At 66.3% G+C, this 17,716-nt stretch carries 18 protein-coding genes and 1 other RNA gene; 6 read left to right on the plus strand and 13 right to left on the minus strand.

Going from position 1 to position 17,716, the window contains the following annotated elements:
* Positions 1 to 135: 135 nt before the first annotated feature.
* From H926_RS0114265 to H926_RS0114280, 4 genes are read right to left on the minus strand one after another with little or no spacing between them, the layout of a single operon-like run.
* Positions 136 to 681 carry an NUDIX hydrolase gene (locus H926_RS0114265; RefSeq protein WP_022676915.1) on the minus strand — a complete coding sequence of 182 codons (546 nt, stop codon included), beginning with the start codon at positions 679 to 681 and terminating at the stop codon, positions 136 to 138.
* On the minus strand, positions 678 to 1,349 hold the full coding sequence (locus tag H926_RS0114270; protein WP_022676916.1) for a TPM domain-containing protein: 672 nt from the start codon (positions 1,347 to 1,349) through the stop codon (positions 678 to 680). The genes H926_RS0114265 and H926_RS0114270 overlap by 4 nt, the downstream gene beginning before the upstream one ends.
* A gap of 1 nt (position 1,350) precedes the next feature.
* Positions 1,351 to 2,148 (minus strand): YgcG family protein, encoded by a 798-nt coding sequence (locus tag H926_RS0114275; RefSeq protein ID WP_022676917.1) that lies wholly within the window; start codon positions 2,146 to 2,148, stop codon positions 1,351 to 1,353.
* 4 nt (positions 2,149 to 2,152) lie between these two features.
* Positions 2,153 to 2,758, minus strand: coding sequence for a LemA family protein (locus H926_RS0114280; RefSeq protein ID WP_043609664.1), 606 nt, complete (start codon positions 2,756 to 2,758; stop codon positions 2,153 to 2,155).
* Between the two features lie 175 nt (positions 2,759 to 2,933).
* Between H926_RS0114280 and mscL the strand changes: the two genes are divergently transcribed.
* A complete protein-coding gene (gene mscL / locus H926_RS0114285; RefSeq protein WP_171794979.1) occupies positions 2,934 to 3,368 on the plus strand; it encodes a large conductance mechanosensitive channel protein MscL in 435 nt (144 codons plus the stop codon).
* Positions 3,369 to 3,474: 106 nt separating this feature from the next.
* Positions 3,475 to 3,872, plus strand: a transfer-messenger RNA (tmRNA) gene (gene ssrA, locus H926_RS31800).
* Positions 3,873 to 3,914: 42 nt separating this feature from the next.
* Here ssrA and H926_RS27705 read toward each other — a convergent pair.
* Genes H926_RS27705 through H926_RS0114300 form a run of 3 tightly spaced genes read right to left on the minus strand, consistent with a single transcriptional unit; the run spans position 3,915 to position 6,414 of the window.
* Positions 3,915 to 5,375 (minus strand): MATE family efflux transporter, encoded by a 1,461-nt coding sequence (locus tag H926_RS27705; RefSeq protein WP_022676920.1) that lies wholly within the window; start codon positions 5,373 to 5,375, stop codon positions 3,915 to 3,917.
* Between the two features lie 5 nt (positions 5,376 to 5,380).
* A complete protein-coding gene (locus H926_RS0114295; protein WP_022676921.1) occupies positions 5,381 to 5,902 on the minus strand; it encodes a DUF177 domain-containing protein in 522 nt (173 codons plus the stop codon).
* Positions 5,899 to 6,414 carry a ubiquinol-cytochrome C chaperone family protein gene (locus H926_RS0114300; RefSeq protein WP_022676922.1) on the minus strand — a complete coding sequence of 172 codons (516 nt, stop codon included), beginning with the start codon at positions 6,412 to 6,414 and terminating at the stop codon, positions 5,899 to 5,901. Before H926_RS0114300 ends, H926_RS0114295 begins: the two co-directional genes overlap by 4 nt.
* 233 nt (positions 6,415 to 6,647) lie before the next feature.
* Between H926_RS0114300 and H926_RS0114305 the strand changes: the two genes are divergently transcribed.
* The 3 genes from H926_RS0114305 to hslU are packed head-to-tail and all read left to right on the plus strand — an operon-like array spanning position 6,648 to position 9,076.
* Positions 6,648 to 7,169, plus strand: coding sequence for an outer membrane protein assembly factor BamE (locus tag H926_RS0114305; protein ID WP_022676923.1), 522 nt, complete (start codon positions 6,648 to 6,650; stop codon positions 7,167 to 7,169).
* 48 nt (positions 7,170 to 7,217) lie between these two features.
* Positions 7,218 to 7,775, plus strand: a complete 558-nt coding sequence (gene hslV / locus H926_RS0114310) for an ATP-dependent protease subunit HslV (protein ID WP_022676924.1) — start codon at positions 7,218 to 7,220, stop codon at positions 7,773 to 7,775.
* Complete coding sequence (gene hslU, locus H926_RS0114315) at positions 7,775 to 9,076, plus strand: ATP-dependent protease ATPase subunit HslU (RefSeq protein ID WP_022676925.1); 1,302 nt, start codon at positions 7,775 to 7,777, stop codon at positions 9,074 to 9,076. Before hslV ends, hslU begins: the two co-directional genes overlap by 1 nt.
* An 18-nt stretch (positions 9,077 to 9,094) precedes the next feature.
* Here hslU and H926_RS0114320 read toward each other — a convergent pair whose 3' ends face one another.
* Positions 9,095 to 10,495: a peptide MFS transporter gene (locus H926_RS0114320; RefSeq protein ID WP_022676926.1), complete on the minus strand. Its 1,401-nt coding sequence runs from the start codon at positions 10,493 to 10,495 to the stop codon at positions 9,095 to 9,097.
* Positions 10,496 to 10,560: 65 nt separating this feature from the next.
* Here H926_RS0114320 and H926_RS0114325 point away from each other — a divergent pair, with 65 nt between their 5' ends.
* Positions 10,561 to 10,761, plus strand: coding sequence for a DUF1737 domain-containing protein (locus H926_RS0114325; RefSeq protein WP_022676927.1), 201 nt, complete (start codon positions 10,561 to 10,563; stop codon positions 10,759 to 10,761).
* A gap of 120 nt (positions 10,762 to 10,881) precedes the next feature.
* Here the strand turns inward: H926_RS0114325 and H926_RS0114330 are convergent, their stop codons facing one another.
* From H926_RS0114330 to H926_RS30895, 5 genes are all read right to left on the minus strand, one after another.
* On the minus strand, positions 10,882 to 12,699 hold the full coding sequence (locus H926_RS0114330) for an ABC transporter ATP-binding protein/permease (RefSeq protein ID WP_028658025.1): 1,818 nt from the start codon (positions 12,697 to 12,699) through the stop codon (positions 10,882 to 10,884).
* Positions 12,700 to 12,753: 54 nt separating this feature from the next.
* Positions 12,754 to 13,746 (minus strand): aspartyl protease family protein, encoded by a 993-nt coding sequence (locus tag H926_RS0114335; RefSeq protein WP_022676929.1) that lies wholly within the window; start codon positions 13,744 to 13,746, stop codon positions 12,754 to 12,756.
* Between the two features lie 110 nt (positions 13,747 to 13,856).
* Positions 13,857 to 15,389: a lipopolysaccharide biosynthesis protein gene (locus H926_RS27710; protein WP_022676930.1), complete on the minus strand. Its 1,533-nt coding sequence runs from the start codon at positions 15,387 to 15,389 to the stop codon at positions 13,857 to 13,859.
* Positions 15,386 to 16,357, minus strand: coding sequence for a glycosyltransferase family A protein (locus H926_RS0114345; RefSeq protein WP_237741043.1), 972 nt, complete (start codon positions 16,355 to 16,357; stop codon positions 15,386 to 15,388). Before H926_RS0114345 ends, H926_RS27710 begins: the two co-directional genes overlap by 4 nt.
* A 92-nt stretch (positions 16,358 to 16,449) precedes the next feature.
* On the minus strand, positions 16,450 to 17,484 hold the full coding sequence (locus H926_RS30895; protein ID WP_022676932.1) for a glycosyltransferase family A protein: 1,035 nt from the start codon (positions 17,482 to 17,484) through the stop codon (positions 16,450 to 16,452).
* Positions 17,485 to 17,716: the final 232 nt, after the last annotated feature.

Consider the following 17,716-nt stretch of genomic DNA (forward strand, 5'->3'; position numbering starts at 1 on the left):
TGCTGACCGTGTCGGTCATCATGGCGTTGGGGTCGCTCGGCGCGGCCGCGACGCTGCTGGCGCTGCGGCTGCGCGCGGCGGATTGATGGGAGTGAGCGCGCGGGCGTGGCACCTTGGGTGCCGCGCCTGCCGCGTTCAGCGCAGAAGGCCGGGCGCCAAAAGGGTGAGGATCTTCACGTCCACCGCCATGCCTTCGGCCCGGCGCGCGGCGATATAGTCGGCCATGCCATCCAGCGGCACGTGGTGCACAGTGATGCCTTCGCCTTCCACGCCGCCACCGGCCGAAACACGCGCCAGGCCATGGGCGCGGAACAGGGTGAAGCTTTCCGAGACCATGCCGGGGCTGGACCAGAACTCGCCCAGCGGTTCCATGCGCGTGGCGCGATAGCCGGTTTCCTCTTCTAGTTCACGCAGGGCGGCCAAGCCAGCATCTTCGCCGGCGCTGCTGTCATCGTCGCCGATCAGGCCGGCGGGCAATTCGATGCACGGGCGGCCCAGCGGCACGCGGAACTGTTCGACCAGGATAACCTCGCGCGCGTCGGTGATCGCCAGGATCACGGCGGCGCGAATGTTGCGCGCCCGGCCGACATATTCCCAGCGGCCGCGCGTCTTGGCGGTGATGAAGCGGCCTTCCCAGCGGGTTTCTTCGGGATTGTCGCGGTATTCGTCTTCGAGACTCATAGCAGGATAGGTCCGTCGGGCAGTTCATTGTGATCGTGCGCCCGCGCCGGGGAGGCTTGGCGCAGCACGGCGCCGATCTGGGCGAGGGCGGCCTCCATGCCTTCGGCGAGGTTCCCTTCGCGCAAGGGGCCGAGCAGCGCGGCCATCGCCTCGCCCCAGACATCGGGGCTGACGCGATCGGCGATGGCGCTGTCGGCAATGATTTCGGCCTTGCGTTCGGCCAGCGAGACATAGAGCACCACGCCGGTGCGCCCTGTGGTGCGGCTTTCCGCGCTCAGGCGGAAGGCAGTCAGCGCGCGGGCATGGACCCGTGCCCGCTTGATCGGCGTCGGGGTGAGCCACAGGCGCAAGGCGCGCCATTGCAGCAGCGCCAGCATGGCGGTGAACTTGAGCAGGGCCACGCTCAGCGCCAGGCCGAAATAGGCGCGCGCGGTCCATTCCGTGGCCCACAGGCCCAGCACGCGATCGACCAGCGCGACATAGAATGCCGGCGCCGTTTCCAGCGCGGCGAGGGCGAGGAACGCGATGAACACCGCCCAAGCCAGCGCAACGTCGGCATAGGGATCGGACGCCGGCGTGATCACCGGGACGATCTCGCCCGCGGTTTCGGCCTCGGCCCGGGCCACGGCTGCGGCAATGCGGGCCTGTTCCGCCTCGGTCAGGATCATGTCACCAACTCCCCGAGGCGCCACCGCCGCCAAAGCTGCCACCGCCGCCGGAAAATCCGCCGCCACCGCCCCAGTCGGAGCCGCCGCCCCCGCCACCACCGCTCCAGCCACCGCTGGGGAAGATGAACACGCCCGGCCCACCACCGCCATAGCGGCGACCGCCGCCGCGCATGGCGCGGATGAACGGCAGGACGAAGAACAGGCCGAAGATCACCAGGAATACCACGGTGCCGGCATCGAAATGCGGTTCGCGCGCCTGTTTCTGCGCCTGCTCGGCCTTCGCCGCTACCTGGCGGGCCTGGTCTTCGGGCAGCTTGAGCTGGGCGATCAATTGATCGGTGGCGGCGTTGATGCCACCGGCATAATCGCCGGCCTTGAAGCGGGGCACGATCTCGCGCTGGATGATAATTTCAGACAAGGCATCGGTCAGGATACCCTCCAGGCCATAGCCGACCTCGATCCGCACCTTGCGCTCTTTGGGAGCAACCAGCAGAATCGCGCCGTCGTTGCGCTGCTTGTCGCCCAGACCCCAGGTGCGGCCCAGGCGATAGCCATAGTCCTCTATCTCGTACCCTTGAAGATCGGGCACGGTGGCCACCACCAGTTGGCGCTGCGATTGCTGTTCCAGCGCGGCCAGCTTGGCATCGAGGGCCTGGACCTGCTGCGGGTTGAGCAGATGGGCATCATCCACCACGCGCCCGGTGAGTTGCGGGAACGTCTGCGCCCAGGCTGGCGTGGCGAAGATCGCCAGCACCAGCAGGGCAAGGGCGGCCAGCCGCTGCGCCGCGCTCTGTTTCATCGGCTTAATTGAAATTGACCTTGGGCGCGGTATCGGCGCCCGGCGTCGTCGCCTGGAACGGCACCATCGGCTTGGCACCATAGATCACCTTGGCCCCGATCACTGCCGGGAACGTGCGGATCGTGGTGTTGTAGGACTGTACCGCGTCGTTGTAATCGCGGCGGGCCACGGCGATACGGTTTTCCGTACCTTCCAGTTGGCTTTGCAGGGCCAGGAAGTTTTCGTTCGACTTGAGGTCGGGATAGGCTTCGACATTGGCCATCAGCCGGCCCAGGCCCTGCGACAGCTGGCCCTGGGCGTTCTGGTAGGCGGCCACCTTGGCCGGATCGGTAAGATCGGCGGCGGTGATCTGGACCGAGGTGGCCTTGGCGCGGGCCTCGGTCACCTTGACCAGGGTATCCTGTTCCTGCTTGGCATAGCCTTTGACCGTGGCGACCAGGTTGGGCACCAGATCGGCGCGGCGCTGGTACTGGTTCTGCACTTCGGCCCATTTGGCCTTGGCGTTTTCCTCGGCCGTGGGGATCGTGTTGACGCCGCAGCCGGCAAGGCTGCCGGCCGCCACGGCGACCAAGGCAAAGCGGGGCAGGAAGCGGTTGAAAGCGCGGGACATGGATCGATCCTCGTTGCAGATGCGCAAGAGACATAGCGCGGCATGGTTGCGGATCAAGGGCAGTGCCTTGTCGTTGATCGAACTGTAAACGATTTGCCTGCGCGCTTGCCGCCGGCTGGCGGTGGTGGCAATCATTTGCGATTGTGTGGTTAAGAAGGGGAAATGCGCCGTGGCCATTCTCGAAGAGTTCAAGACGTTCATCGCGCGTGGCAACGTGCTCGACCTGGCGGTCGGTGTGATCATCGGCGGTGCCTTTGGCAAGATCGTCACCTCCCTCACCGAAAGCGTGATCATGCCAGTGGTCGGCTATGTCACGGGCGGGGTCGATTTCACCAAGTATTTCGTGCGGCTGGGGCCGATCCCCGCAACGTTCAAGGGCGATGTCGGCAACTATGCCCAGCTCAAGGCGGCGGGCGTGCCGATGATCGGCTATGGCGATTTCATCACCCAGGCGGTGAATTTCCTGATCGTGGCGTTCATCATCTTCCTGATCGTGAAGGCCGCCAATTCGCTGATCCGCAAGGAAGAAGCCAAGCCCGCCGCGCCCAAGGGGCCGAGCGAGGTGGACCTGCTGATCGAGATCAGGGACGCGCTCAAGGCGAAGGACTGACGCTGGCTGGCGCGCACCCCCCCCAGCCCCTCCTCTGAAGAGGATGGGGAGAGAATGCGGCCGATCCTGGCGCGATTTTTTGCACAGGCTGCGCCGGGCACAGCACCCCCTTCCCAACGCCGCAGGAATCCCTATATGGGGTCGTGCCGGGTTTGACCCGGCTATGGCGATAAACTGCGGCGTGCAATAGACGCAGCGGACCCGGGGGCGGTACCCGGCGGCTCCACCACCTCTCTCGTTCCGGCTTTTTGGGCCAGGCGGGAAAGATGACGGGGCCGAACTAGGATCGACGTGTGTTGAAAAGCGTTGTTTTCGCCCGGGCTGAGTAACCCGTTCAAGGCTCAAAACCAACAAGTGCCAACGACAACGAAGCACTTGCTCTCGCCGCGTAACCTGACGGCCTAACGGCCTGATCTTACAAAGCGAAAGCGCGGCTGGACACGCCGGTCAACAGAAGTGATACCAGCGGCCCGGGGGGTGCCGGGCAACAGAAATCCCCCCACCTCTTTCCGTTTTCCAGCGTTCAGCGGCAGCCCCGCACCGGCTTCAGGCCGGCACGCTTTCGGCTGTGCATTCGGCGGCCGCTTCGCTTTCCTGCCGACGCGCCTGGCTGACCACCCGCGCCTTTTCGCGCCAGCCGGGCCGGGCATAGGCGATCGCCGCCATGGCCACGGCCGCGAGCGAGCCAACCGGGAAGGCGAGCCACAGCGCATCGGCCCCGAGCGAGGGATAGGCGAAGGAATAGAACCCCAGCCGCGCCGGGAACATGGCGATGGCCAGCACAATCAGTGGCGCAATCACCACGCCGCCCGCGCGCATCGTGCCGAACAGCATGATCGTCATCCCGAACAGGATGTAGCTCCAGCTGGCGAGCAACTGGATATGGCGCGCCATGTCTACCGCGGGGCTGGTCGAGCCCAGGAACAGCACCAGGACCGGGCGGTCGAACGCCAGCAGCAGCGCGGTCATCAGGCCGGTGACGGCGAAATTGAGGATCAGGCCAGCGCGCGTGATCCGACCCAGCCGATCGATCAGGCCGGCGCCGATCGCCTGCGCGGCCATGGCGCTGAGCGCGGCGGAAATGGCCATGGCCGGCATCTGCAGATAGGTCCACACCTGCAGCGAGGCGCCATAGGCGGCGCTGACGATCGAGCCTTCGCGGTTGACCAGGCCGAGCATGATGATGCCCGCGCCCGACACGATCAGCATTTGCGCGCCCATCGGCAGGCCCTTGGTGACAATGTAGCGCAGCTCGTCCATGCGCGGCACCAGATAGCCCAGTTCCGCCCCGCGCAGGCGCAGCGGCAGGTTGCGGGCATAGGCATAGATCACCAGCACCAGCATCGAGACATAGGACGAGATCGCCGTGGCCAGCGCCGAACCGGCGATGCCGAGCGCCGGGATCGGCCCCAAGCCGGCGATGAACACCGGGTTGAGCCCGCAATCGAGCACCACCGACACGATCATGAAATAGAGACTGGTCTTGGCGTCGCCCGCGCCGCGCAGGCCCATCGAGATCATCACCGAGATCATCGTTGCCGGCAGCGCCACGAAGATCACGCGCAGATAGGCCAGGGCAAAGCCGAAGATATCGGCCGGGGTCGACATGATGCGCAGCAGCGCCGGGGCGGAGATCCAGCCCACGGTGGCCACGATCATCGCCAGCCCCACGCAAAAGCCCACGGCCGTGCCGAACGTGCGCCGCGCGGCATCGACATTGCCCGCACCGAACGACTGGCCGACCTTGACCGTGGCGGCCATGCCGAACCCGAACACGGCAGCAAAGACCAGGAACATCACCACGTTGGCATTGGCCGTGGCCGCAAGCGCCGAATCGCCCAGCAGGCGCCCGACCCAGATCGCGTTGATCGACCCGTTGAGCGATTGCAGGATATTGCCCACCAGTGTGGGCATCGAAAACAGCAGCAGCGTTTTCAGGATCGGCCCACGCGTGAGATCGCGCGCGCCGGGCCCGCCGGGGGCGGTGTTGCCTTGCGGTCTGGCCATGTGCCTTATTCCTTGCCGCGCAGAGCAGCCAGGGCGGCGAACGGCCCGCTGGCCTCGTCGCCGGCCAGGTTGTGTTCCGCCCGGGCCTTGTCGGCCAGGGGGCCTTCGGCAAAGGGATCGATCGCCAGCGCGAGGCTTTGCGCCACCGCTTCGCCCAGGTCGAACGTCAGCCCGGTATAGGGGATTTCGTCGCAATCGTCGGCAGACAGCTCGATCTCTTCATCCGGTTCGGCCGCGATCTGTGTTTCGGGCACGAAGCGCAGGTGCAGCGGCTCGTCGATCTTGACCGGGAAATCCTCGCCGGAAATCGCGCAGGCCTGGATGATCGCGGCGGTCAGGCGGCCATCGGCGCGCACCACCGGGCCATCGGCGATCAGCTTGACCTGCACTCGCGCAGCATCGATTGCGGTAATGCCAAAGCGCCCGGCCAGACGCCGGCGCGCATCGGCATCGGGTTCCAGCACCAGGGGCGCGTCGCCGATCTGGCGCAGATCGACGATGTAGGAGTATTCGGGGGTATCGCTCATCGTCCAATCTCCGCAGCCAGGACCCGGTCTGCCGGCGCCAGCGCCAGGCCGGCGGCAAAGGCGCGTGCACGGCGGGCAAGGGGCAGGGGGTCTGTGCCCTCGGTCAATGTCATGTTGCGGGCAAGCGCGGCGGCAAAGGCGTCTTCACCCGCTTCCAGCCCGTCGCGATAGGCGCCCAGGCGACCGCCCAGCGTGCTCATCAGCTTGCCCACATGCTTGCCAACCACCAGATCGCCCACGCCGCTTTCGCGCAGCTGGCCGTCCATGTCTTCCACGAAGAGTTCGGTCAACCACACCGATGCCGGGATCAGCCCAGGATCGCGTTCCATGCGCACCAGTACGATGCTGAGCACCAGGGTGATCATGTCGAACCGCCCGGCCACGGTATCGGCCACGCCGCAATCGGCATACCATTCCTTTTCGCGCGCGATTTCCACCACGCGGTGCCACAGCGGGCGGGCGGCATCGCGATCATCGCGGGTCTGGCCCAGCAGACGGGCAAGAAGGGACATGGGGCGGGCATCCTTTGCAAGCGTGGTGGCAGCGCCAGGGCGCGGCCAATTTCAACCGGACGGCGCAAACCGGCACGCCGCCATTGCGGACAACCCGTTTCGCCCCTAAGGCTTGCGCGGATATAGGGCGCTGTGGCGCGAAGGCAAAGTGTGCCTTTGTGCGTGGTGCCAGTGGGGATCGGGCCCATCAGACAGCCCGCATGTCCCGCAAGGGTCGAATTTGGAGTGATCGAATGCGCGAGAATCGGATGGCCCTGAACGGTGCGGCGCGGGTGGCAAAGGCGACGGCGCTGGCTGGTCTGGTCGTGCTGGTCAGCGGCTGCGCCAGTATCCGCGACCATCGCGGGTTCCAGATGGACAAGGCGCTGACCGATTCGGTGCAGCCGGGCGTGGACAACCGCCTGTCGGTGGAACGCGCGCTGGGCCAGGCCACGTTCAAGAGCCAGTTCGGCCCGCAGAGCTGGTACTACGTGTCGATCGATCCCCGCCAGAAGCCGTTCAAGCGCCCGCGCACCAGCAGCGAGCAGGTGCTCAAGGTCAATTTCGATCCCGCCGGCAACGTCAGCACGATCGACCGCGTCACGTTGACCCGCGTGCCCACGATCCATCCGGTGCGCGAAGCGACGCCGACGCTGGGCCGCAACCGCAGCTTCTTCCAGGATCTGTTCGGCAATATCGGCTCGGTCGGCGCCATGCCGGGCGGCACCACCGGCCAGGGCCGTGGCCCCGCCGGCTCGGGCCCGAACGGCAGCTGAGCCAGGGCGGCGGCTTGAAAGCCATGCCGGCGATCCCATATCGCCGGCATGGACGATAGCAAGGCGAGCCACGGCCTGGTCCAGTGGCACGGCACCACGATCATCGGGGTGAAGAAGAACGGCCGTACCGTGATTGCGGGTGACGGCCAGGTTTCCATGGGCAACACGGTGATGAAGCCGAATGCGCGCAAGGTGCGGCGCATCGGCGATGGATCGGTGATCGCCGGCTTTGCCGGAGCCACGGCCGATGCCTTTACCCTGTTCGAGCGGCTGGAGCGCAAGCTGGAGCAGCATCGCGGCCAGCTGATGCGCGCGGCGGTGGAACTGGCCAAGGACTGGCGCACCGACAAATACCTGCGCAATCTCGAAGCACTGATGATCGTGGCCGATGCCAGCACGCTGCTGGTCTTGACCGGCAACGGCGATGTGCTGGAACCCGAAGGCGGGATTACCGCGATCGGATCGGGTGGCAACTATGCCCTGGCCGCCGCGCGGGCGGTGGATGCCTATGAAGACGATCCCGAAAAGATTGCCCGCCGCGCCATGCAGGTGGCGGCCGAAATCTGCGTGTTCACCAATGACCGCGTGACGCTGGAAGAAATCTGATGCTCGACAGTCTAACCCCCAAGGCCATCGTCCGCGCGCTGGACGAACATATCGTTGGCCAGGCCGATGCCAAGCGCGCCGTCGCCGTGGCCCTGCGCAACCGCTGGCGCCGGCAGCGCCTCTCGCCCGATCTGCGCGACGAGGTGAGCCCCAAGAACATCCTGATGATCGGGCCGACCGGCTGCGGCAAGACCGAGATCAGCCGCCGTCTGGCCCGCCTGGCCGATGCGCCGTTCGTGAAAGTGGAAGCGACCAAGTTCACCGAAGTGGGCTATGTCGGCCGCGACGTCGAGCAGATCGCCCGCGACCTGGCCGAAGAAGCGATCCGCCTGGAAAAGGACCGCCGCCGCGAAGCCGTACGCGAGGCGGCCAGCAAGGCAGCGATGGACCGCCTGCTCAAGGCCCTGGTGGGCGATGGTGCCAGCGAAGCGACGCGCGAAAGCTTTCGCCAACGCCTGAGCGAAGGCGCGATGAACGACGTGGAAGTGGAAATCGAGGTGGAGGATGCCCCCGCCGCCCCGATGGAAATTCCAGGGCTTGGCGGCAACGTTGGCATGATCAACCTGTCGGACATGATGGGCAAGGCGTTTGGCCGCCAGCCTTTGAAGCGCCGCAAGATGCGCGTGGCCGATGCCTGGGACAAGCTGGTGGACGAAGAGTCCGAAAAGCGCATGGACCAGGATGACGTGGCTCGGGTGGCGCTGCAGAACGCGGAAACCAACGGCATCGTGTTCATCGACGAGATCGACAAGATCGCCGTGTCGGACGTGCGCGGTGGCAGTGTCAGCCGCGAAGGCGTGCAGCGCGATCTGCTGCCGCTGATCGAGGGCACGACGGTTGCCACCAAGTATGGCCCGATGAAGACCGACCATGTGCTGTTCATCGCCTCGGGCGCGTTTCACGTGGCCAAGCCTTCGGACATGCTGCCCGAATTGCAGGGGCGCCTGCCGATCCGCGTGGAACTGAAGGCGCTGAGCGAGGATGACTTTGTGCGCATCCTGGCTGAAACCCGCGCCAACCTGGTGGAACAGTATCGTGCCTTGCTCGGCACGGAGCAGGTCACGCTGGACTTCACGCCCGAAGCGGTGCGCGCGATTGCCCGCACCGCCGCGCAAGTGAACGAGAGCGTGGAGAACATCGGCGCCCGGCGGCTGCAGACGGTGATGGAAAAGCTGCTGGAAGAAGTGAGCTTTGACGCCGAGGATCGCGTCGGCACCACGGTGACGGTGGATGAGGCCTATGTCGCCGATCGCCTGGCGGGCCTAGCCGGTAATGCGGATCTGTCGAAGTATATCCTGTAACGGCGTGGGGGCGGTGGGTTAGTGACCCGCCGCCCCAGCTTCGTTTTTCACCAGCGTGTCGGGGCCGCCGAACACCCGCAACGGATGGCGCAGGGCCAGGAGCAGGACGCCGGCAATCGCCGGGATCGCTGCCGTCACGAGCCAGAACACCGGCGGGCTGACCTGGGTGTACCATCCGCCCATCGGCCCGCTGATCAGGCTGGCCACGGCCACCGAAAGCATTTCCACCCCGATGAGCGTCCCGCGCCAGCGTTCCGGCGCGCGGGTGGCGAAATAGGCATGCATCACCGGGGCAAAGAACATTGCGCCCAGGTTTGAGAGCAGGTGAAACGCCACCGGCAGCCAGATCGGCCCGCGCGTGGCCGTGGGCGAGAGAGCGAGCAGGAGCGTGGAGGCGGCAAAGATCAGGCAGCCAGTAGCCAGCTTGGTCAGGCTGTCAGGTTCGGCCTTGCGCGTGGCCTGCCAGCGCCACAGCAGGATCAGCAGCGGCGCCTCCACCGCCGGGGCCAGCCCGTCAAGCGATTGCAGCCAGGGGATCGGCACGGCAAACGTGCCCACGGTCATGGCGATATGGTCCCGCACCCACAGGCTATAGACGTTCCACACCTGCGCCTGCGCGGTCCAGAATGCCACGCTGAACGGCCAGACCATGACGAGCAGCCAGACATTGCGCTTTTCCGGCGCGGTGAGCGGCACCGCCGGGCCGGCCTGGCGCGGCGGCACCTGCGGCGGCAGGTGGCGCGATCCGGCCAGATACCAGATCAGGCCCGCCAGCATGCCCACGCCCGCCACGGCAAAGCCGGCGTGCCAGCCATAGTACTTGGCCATGGTGCCGCTGGCGATCGGGGCAATGAACGCACCGACATTGATGCAGAACGTATAGACCTGGAAGGCATCGCCCAGCCGCCGGTCGCCTGCCGCATAGAGCGCGCGAATCTGCGGCATCAGATTGCCGCGCAGCAGGCCCGCGCCGATCACCAGCAGGACCAGCGCCAGCAGGAACGTGGCATCGAACGCCATGGCGAAATGCCCGGCCGTCATCGTCAGGGCGCCCAGACTGACCGCAGCACGGCGGGTCATCACCTTGTCACCGATCCAGCCGCCGACCAGCGGCAGGAACGTGATCGCCGAGAAATAGAGCGCGAAGGTTTGCGTAGCGAGTTGCGTCACGCTCATCGGGCCGAACACATGCTCGAGGCCCGCGCGATAGCTGGCAAAGCCGACGACATGCTCCACCCGCCCGGGCAGCAGCAGTTCGCCGGTCATGTAGAGCACCAGCATGGCCACCATGCCATGCCAGGAAATGCGGTCCCACAACTCTGTGCCGGCCAACACCCACAGCCCGCGCGGGTGATCCAGCCAGTTGCGCCTTGCGGTCTCGGGAGAAGGGATGGCGTCGGGACTGGCGATCGGTTCCATGGCCGCCGGTGGTGCCGCCAAACACGCGGGCTGGCAAGCGGGCGCAGCCATGGTAAACGCTGCCCATGCATGAAACGCCCGACAACCGCCCGATCTATCGCCTGCTCACCGGCAAGGACGACCGCGCCTTTTGCGAGCGCGTGTCAGAGGCGCTGGCCCAGGGCTGGCGCCTCTATGGCTCGCCCGCGATGACCTATGACGGCGGCATGGACTGCATCAAGGTGGCGCAGGCCGTCGTGTGGCACGGGGCTGATGTGGTGAAGTGACGGATTTCAGAGGGATGCGGGCAAGGGGCTTCGACAAGCTCAGCCCGAACGGCATTCCCGGTAGAAATTCAGCAATTCTCCGTTCGCCCTGAGCTTGTCGAAGGGCAGGAAGCCTTGCGCTTACTCCGCCGCCTCGCCCAGTTCCTCGCTTTCGGCGGCCTGGCGCGCCCACATTTCGGCATAGAGGCCGGCGCGGCGCAGCAGATCGGCGTGGCTGCCCTGTTCCACCAGACGGCCCTGGTCGATCACCAGGATCGTGTCGCTATCGGCAATGGTGGAAAGCCGGTGCGCGATCGACAGCGTGGTGCGATTGGTGGCCACGTCGCGCAGCGTGCCAAGGATATCCTGCTCGGTGCGGGTATCGAGCGCGCTGGTCGCCTCGTCAAACAGCAGGATCGGCGGGTTTTTCACCAGCGTGCGGGCAATCGCCACGCGCTGCTTTTCCCCGCCTGACAGCTTGAGCCCGCGTTCGCCCACCTCGGTATCCAGCCCCTGGGGCAGGCGGGCGATGAAATCGCCGATCGCCGCACCGCGCGCCGCTGCGGCCACATCATCGGGCGTGGCGCCTTCGCGGCCATAGGCGATGTTGTAACCGATGGTATCGTTGAACAGCACCGAATCCTGCGGCACGATGCCGATCGCCGCGCGCAAGCTGGCCTGCGTGACTGTGGCGATATCCTGCCCATCGATCAGGATGCGGCCCGACAGCGGATCGTAGAAACGGAACAGCAGGCGGCCGATAGTGGACTTGCCCGCGCCCGAAGGCCCGACAATGGCCACGCGGCTGCCGGCCGGAACTTCGAACGAGAGGCCATGCAGGATCGTGCGATCGGGATCATAGCCGAACACCACATTGTCGAACGTGAGCGATGGCCGGCGCACGACCAGCGCCGGGGCGCCGGGCTTGTCGGCCACTTCCACGTCGGTATCGATCAGTCGGAACATCTCGGCCATGTCGATCAGCCCCTGGCGGATCGTGCGATAGACCATGCCCAGCATGTCGAGCGGGCGGAACAGCTGCGTCAGGTAGGTCTGCACGAACACCAGCTGGCCGGCGGTGAACTGGCCATGCCACCAGCCCCACACGGTGTAGGCCAGCGCACCGGCCATCAGCAGGTTGACCACCAGCGCCTGCGCGATGTTGAGCAGGCCAAGGCTGTTTTCGCTGGCAACGGCCGCATCGGCATAGGCGCGCGCGGCCTGGCCATAGCGGGCTTCCTCGCGCTTTTCGGCGCCGAAATACTTGACCGTTTCGTAGTTGAGCAGCGAATCCACCGCGCGCGACAGCGCCTGCCCATCGAGCCGGTTCATCCGCTCGCGCAAGTGGCTGCGCCATTCGGTGATCGTGCGCGTGACCCAGATATAGGCCGCCACCGCCACGGCCGTTGCTGCCACCAGCCCCCAGCCAAAGGTGATCCAGAAGATCACCGCGACAACGATCAGTTGCAGGATTGTGGGGGCGATGTTGAACAGCATGAAATAGAGCATCGTATCGATGCTCTTGGTGCCGCGCTCGATCGTCTTGGTCACCTCGCCGGTGCGGCGTGCCAGGTGAAAGCGCAGCGACAGGCGGTGCAACTGGGCAAAGACATGCTCTGCCAGCGAACGCGTGGCATCCTGGCCCACGCGTTCGAATACGATGTTGCGCAGGTTGTCGAACGCCACCCCGGCAAAGCGCCCGGCGGCATAGCCCAGCACCGTCCACATGGCCAACATGCCCAGGCGCGGCCCGGACGTGTTCATGGCGTCGACTGCCCATTTCAGCAGATAGGGCAGGTAAAGCTGCACCCCGGTGGAGGCCAGGATGAACACGCACGCCACCACGATGCGCCAGCGCAGGCCGGGATTATCGGCCGGCCAGAGATAGGGAAGAAAGCGCTTGAGCGTGTGCCAGCCATCGTGGCGGGCACCGGGGGCATTTGGTTTTTCGGGCGGCATCGCCTTCACATAGGCATTTTGTTGGCAGATGCCACCTGCTGATTGCCCGCCAGATCAGCGTGCCGCCAGTGCCTGTGGCGCGGCTGGCGTGAAATCGAACATCACCCTGCGCCGGGCAAAATCGATCCCCACCTTCTGGAAAGCGCTCAAATCGCGCATGCCCAGCAAAAGAGCGGGGCGGCGGCTGAGCTTGAGGTGTGCAAAGGCGGGGGCATCGGCAAACGCGAAGGTCAGGTTGCGGATATCCATGCCGCCGATCCGCATCACGCGCGCTTGGCCCACGTCGGCCGTGATGACCTGTCCGGTCACGGCGATGAGGCGGGCCTGCTGCTCGCCCTGCCGGCGGTTGAGCGCGCGCTGCAGGGCGCGGTTGCCGATCGAGGTATCCGATCCGGTATCGATCATCACATCGGTGCGCACGCCATCGACCATGGCCTCGGTCATGATCAACTGGCCCGAACGGCGCCGCGCGGTAACGACGATGTCATAGCCGTCGGCATGCGGCGCATCGGGCGCGGCATTGCCGATCATCATGCGGTGCGCGGCAAAATCGATCGTCACGCGCTGGTCCTGCAGCCCATCGAGGCCGACAATGCCCTCAGCCTCCAGGTCGTGCCCGTCCACCAACGGTGCTTCCAGCCCGGAAAAGCGCCGGGTGCCAAGCGACATTTCGGCCACGGTGACCAGGTCCACGTCTTCCAGGCCAGCGACGCTCACCAGCGTGGCGCGGCCACTGGGCGCCAGGCCGAGCACCTGTGCTGTCTGCCGCGTCAACACCGTGCGTTCTGCGCCGGTATCGACCATGAAGGCAAAGGGCCCGGCACTGCCGATTGTGACCGGCACGGTGAGTCGGGTGCGCGCATCCTGGCCCAGGTGGATTTCTTCCATCGGGGGCAGGACATCGCCCGTGGCAGGTTTCGGTGCGGCAACCAGGGGCGCCGCAGTCAGCGGGGTGGTTTGCGCGGGTTGCGCGGACACCGGCAGGGCCGCCGCCATCAAGGCCAGCGGGCCCAGCGTGCCGGCAACCTTTTGGGCCAGCATCAACATCGTCAGGTTCCTCTCCGCCCAGCAGGTTACGCCTGGTTGGACGGCAGCGCCATTGCTATTTTCAACTGCGCAGGCCCGGATCGAACGGAAACGGGATATTCACCACCGTATCACGGCGAAACCGGTTGCTTTCGCCAAGGCAGCGCCGCGACGATTTCACCCAGCAGGCCCAGCACTTCGTCAAGCAGGGGGTGGCGCGTCAGCCGCATGACGACAAGCCAGCACAGGATGCCTGCTGCCACCATGGCAAAGACCTGGCCCAGCCCGCACGCGCCTGGCCCGGCCCATAGCGCATAGCTTGCCAGCAGCGGCGCCACCGCAGCCAGGGTGACTGCCAGGCTCTGGCCATAGATGCGCGCCAGACTCGACCAGGAAAAATCCAGCATCGCCCGCATGAACGGGGCATAGATCACCATCCAGATCAGCCCATGGACAAAGCGTGAGATCGCCACCGCCACCAGGCCAAACGGCGCGGCGGCAATGATCAGGCCCACCGACAGCACGGTTTCCACGATGTTGCGGTGGATCAGCCCGCGCTTGCGCCCCAGCAGCAGCGGCAGATCGGCATTGAGCGGCAGCGAGATATAGCACAGCTGTGCCAGCGCCACCCACAGCAGCAGTGGCGCGGCGGCCAGCCAGCGCTCGCCATAGAGCGCCTGGATCAGTGGCTGCGCCAGCGTGGCGATGCCGGCCATGGCCGGCCAGGTCACGCCGGTATAGGCGGCGACCACGCGCAGATAGGGCGGCCCCAGCGGATCGCCCTGGTCGCGCACCCGGCGGAACGCGGGATAGAACACGCCGGTCACCGCGCCCGCCACCAGCATGCGCAGTTGCAGGGCCAGGCCCGAAGCGCGCGCGAACAGCCCGACGGCGGTGTTGTCGATCAGCCGCCCGATCACCAGTTCGGGCGCCCGCGCGGTGATCGAATAGCAGGTGGACAGCACCGAATTGGTGCCGCCCAGTTCCAGCACCGGCCGTGCCCCCTTCAGCCGCAGCGGCCAGGGCACCATCACGCCGGCGCGCCACTGGCTCACCACCAGGCGCGCGCCCTGCTGGGCAAAGGCGCCCCAGGCCAGTGCCAGCGCGCCATGACCGAGCACCGCCAAAGTCACCGCCGTGGCGGCGTTGGCGATCGACGATCCCACCTCGATCATGGTGTTGGACTTGTAGTCCATGCGCCGCTGGCAGGGCGCCTGCGGCACGATCGACAAGGGCACTAAGAGATAGGACGATGCCACCACCAGCAGCACCGGCAGAAGCGCAGGATCGTTGTAGAACCGCGCCACCGGCACGGCGCTGGCAAGCGCCAGCAGTGCGATGCCCCAGGCAAAGACCACCGAGATGGTAAACGCGGTCTGCAGCTTTTCCGGCGTCAGGTCGCGCTCGCCATTGACATAGCGCGCCACCCCGAAGTCCTGCAGGAAGGCGACGATCGTGACCGCGGCAAAGGCGATCGAAAACAGCCCCAACTGCGCCGGCGTGATGAACCACCGGGCCAGAACAACGCTGGTGGCGAACTGAATCGCGAAAGAGGCGTATTGCGACACCAGCGCCCAGGCCGCCGCCGTGCGCACCGACATTTCGGGCGCCGGGCTGCCGGTGGCCGGATGGGGCCGCCGGGGCGTGTCGCGCTTCGCCGTCATGCTGCTTGCCGCGCCAGGGCGATCGCGGTCTGCACGGCACGCAGCGGATGCCCGGCTTTCAGCAGGCGGATCGCGGTGCGCCACAACCGTGCCCTGGGGGCGCCATCGGCGATATGGCCCAACAGCACGGGCCAGGCCTCGCCTGCCAGGCGATCGGGCGCATAGAGCAGGCGATCGATCATCCGCTGCCGCACATAGGCCGCGCTGCCTGCGCCAAACATGCCATCCAGCATGTCGAGAGTGGGCAGGGCGGAAAGCGGCGCGATCGGGTCGCTTCCGGTTCGCGTCCGCGCGCCATGGGCCAGCCAGGCGATCGCGGCGTTGCGCGCCTGGGCCACGACATGGCGCGAACTCACCTGGCCGGGCGTGATGCGATAGGCGAGCAGGCACTCTGCCAGGTTGGCCATGCGTGTCTGGCTCGCTAGGCGCAGCCACAGGTCATAGTCTTCCGCGTGGATAAACGCCTCGCGATAGCCGCCCGCCGCGCGCACCAGATCGGTGCGCACCATGACGGCGCTGTGGCACAGGATCGGCCCGTGCTCCAGCGCGGCCAGAATGGCGCCATGATCGTGCGGGCGCTGGATCGGCGGGTTCGGCGCCGGGGCGCCGGTCTCGTCGATGAACGTAGTCTCGCAAGCGACCAGCCCGTGGTCGGGATGCTCTGCCAGGAACGCCACCTGACGCGCCAGGCGTTCCGGCATGCAGATATCGTCGGCATCGAAGCGGGCGACCAGCGGGGCGCGGGCCTGCGCGAACAACTGGTTGAGGCTGCGCACCAGGCCCTGGCGCGGCATCGCGATCGGCCGCACGCGCGGATCGCGCGCAGCATAGGCCTGGGCAATCGCCAGGCTATCGTCGGTCGATCCATCATCCAGGATCAGGAATTCGAAATCGCCAAAGGTCTGCGCCAGCACGCTCTCGATCGCCGGGCCCAGGGTTTGCGCCGCGTTGTACACGCTGGTGGCCACGGTGACGGCCGGTATCGAAGAAGGTGAGGCAGGAATGGCGGGCATCTTTGCAAAAGGAGTAGGGGATGGTGGGGCAAGCAGGCCGGGCATGGTCACTGCTCGCTATCGAGATAGCTGGGAGACGCTGCGCCGCGCGTGCCGCCACGGCGATGGGCGCGGCGGCGCCAGCGCAGCATAGGCGCGGCCAGCCCCGGCAGCCAGTGCCACAGCGCTAGGGCCAACTGCCACATCGGGCCACCCATATGGCCGTTCAGCCGCGTGCCGATCTGGCGCAGGTCCGCCAAGCCCGAACGCGCCTGGCCGGCGACGATGCGATCGATGGCTTCCTCGAATGCCAATGCATCGCGCGTGTCGTTCATCAAGCGCTCGACCGTGGCAATGTCCGGCGCGCCAGGCGGCAGACTGGCGCGGGCCTTGCTCTGCACTTTCAGGCTCCCGCGCAGCAGGCGCAGCGCCTGGGCCGATGCGGAACCGGCGCGAACGCGGTATTCGCATAGCACCGCGTCGACATAATGCGCTTCGCCGCCCAGCGCCATGAGCCGCACCCACAGGTCGAGATCTTCGGCATGGGTCATGGTTTCGTCAAAGCCACCCACGGCGAGGCAATCGGCGCGGCGGAAAACGGAGCCGATATAGACGTTGAACGAGCGGTCGAGCACGCCAAGCCAGGTGCCGCGCGTGTTCTGGAGATGCTCCACGCAATAACGCTCTCCTGCCACGGCGCCAAACATGCGGGCGTTGCAAGTTACCAGGCGCAGCGCGGGATCGGCTTCCAGCACCGGCACCATGGTCGCAAGGTAGGCCGGGCGAAACAGGTCATCGCCATCGAGCAGCGCGATCAGAGGCGCCGTGCTTTGCGCGATGGCGGCATTGCGCGCGGCCGAAACGCCGTGGTTCGCGGTCTGGCACAGACGAATACGCGGATCGGACCGGAACGGCGCGAGCGCACCGGCCACCGCCGGATCGCCATCATCCACCACGATCGCTTCCCACGCGGTCATGTCCTGGCGCTGCAGCGATGTCAGTGCCTCGCCCAGGAACGCCGCCACGCCAAAGCCCGGCACGATCACGCTGACGCGCGCGGGCGTGCCATCAGGCGGAAGAGGTGGGGCGAGTGGGGCGACCATTGATGCGGGCTTATTCCGTGCGGGTTTAAGGATTGGCTTACAATGGCCCAAAGAATCAGGAGAATCACGGAATGTCGGCGCCATCTGGCCACAAGGGCAGGCTAACGCGATCGAGGGGCACCAACGTGCGTGAAAAAATGCGTTATTTTCCAATTGGTTCCAAAGATTTTGAAACAAAATTGCAAAACGTCGTTGACGCCTGCGCTGCCCCTCCATATATGCCGCTTCACCG

This window comes from Novosphingobium sp. B-7, from assembly GCF_000410615.1.
GTDB lineage: Bacteria > Pseudomonadota > Alphaproteobacteria > Sphingomonadales > Sphingomonadaceae > Novosphingobium > Novosphingobium capsulatum.

Coding starts and splice junctions, on each gene's coding strand:
- H926_RS0114265 (WP_022676915.1), bottom strand. CDS start 681: ATGAGTCTCGAAGACGAATACCGCGACAATCCCGAAGAAACCCGCTGG.
- H926_RS0114270 (WP_022676916.1), bottom strand. CDS start 1,349: ATGATCCTGACCGAGGCGGAACAGGCCCGCATTGCCGCAGCCGTGGCC.
- H926_RS0114275 (WP_022676917.1), bottom strand. CDS start 2,148: ATGAAACAGAGCGCGGCGCAGCGGCTGGCCGCCCTTGCCCTGCTGGTG.
- H926_RS0114280 (WP_043609664.1), bottom strand. CDS start 2,758: ATGTCCCGCGCTTTCAACCGCTTCCTGCCCCGCTTTGCCTTGGTCGCC.
- H926_RS27705 (WP_022676920.1), bottom strand. CDS start 5,375: ATGGCCAGACCGCAAGGCAACACCGCCCCCGGCGGGCCCGGCGCGCGC.
- H926_RS0114295 (WP_022676921.1), bottom strand. CDS start 5,902: ATGAGCGATACCCCCGAATACTCCTACATCGTCGATCTGCGCCAGATC.
- H926_RS0114300 (WP_022676922.1), bottom strand. CDS start 6,414: ATGTCCCTTCTTGCCCGTCTGCTGGGCCAGACCCGCGATGATCGCGAT.
- H926_RS0114305 (WP_022676923.1), top strand. CDS start 6,648: ATGCGCGAGAATCGGATGGCCCTGAACGGTGCGGCGCGGGTGGCAAAG.
- hslV (WP_022676924.1), top strand. CDS start 7,218: ATGGACGATAGCAAGGCGAGCCACGGCCTGGTCCAGTGGCACGGCACC.
- hslU (WP_022676925.1), top strand. CDS start 7,775: ATGCTCGACAGTCTAACCCCCAAGGCCATCGTCCGCGCGCTGGACGAA.
- H926_RS0114320 (WP_022676926.1), bottom strand. CDS start 10,495: ATGGAACCGATCGCCAGTCCCGACGCCATCCCTTCTCCCGAGACCGCA.
- H926_RS0114325 (WP_022676927.1), top strand. CDS start 10,561: ATGCATGAAACGCCCGACAACCGCCCGATCTATCGCCTGCTCACCGGC.
- H926_RS0114330 (WP_028658025.1), bottom strand. CDS start 12,699: ATGCCGCCCGAAAAACCAAATGCCCCCGGTGCCCGCCACGATGGCTGG.
- H926_RS0114335 (WP_022676929.1), bottom strand. CDS start 13,746: ATGTTGATGCTGGCCCAAAAGGTTGCCGGCACGCTGGGCCCGCTGGCC.
- H926_RS27710 (WP_022676930.1), bottom strand. CDS start 15,389: ATGACGGCGAAGCGCGACACGCCCCGGCGGCCCCATCCGGCCACCGGC.
- H926_RS30895 (WP_022676932.1), bottom strand. CDS start 17,484: ATGGTCGCCCCACTCGCCCCACCTCTTCCGCCTGATGGCACGCCCGCG.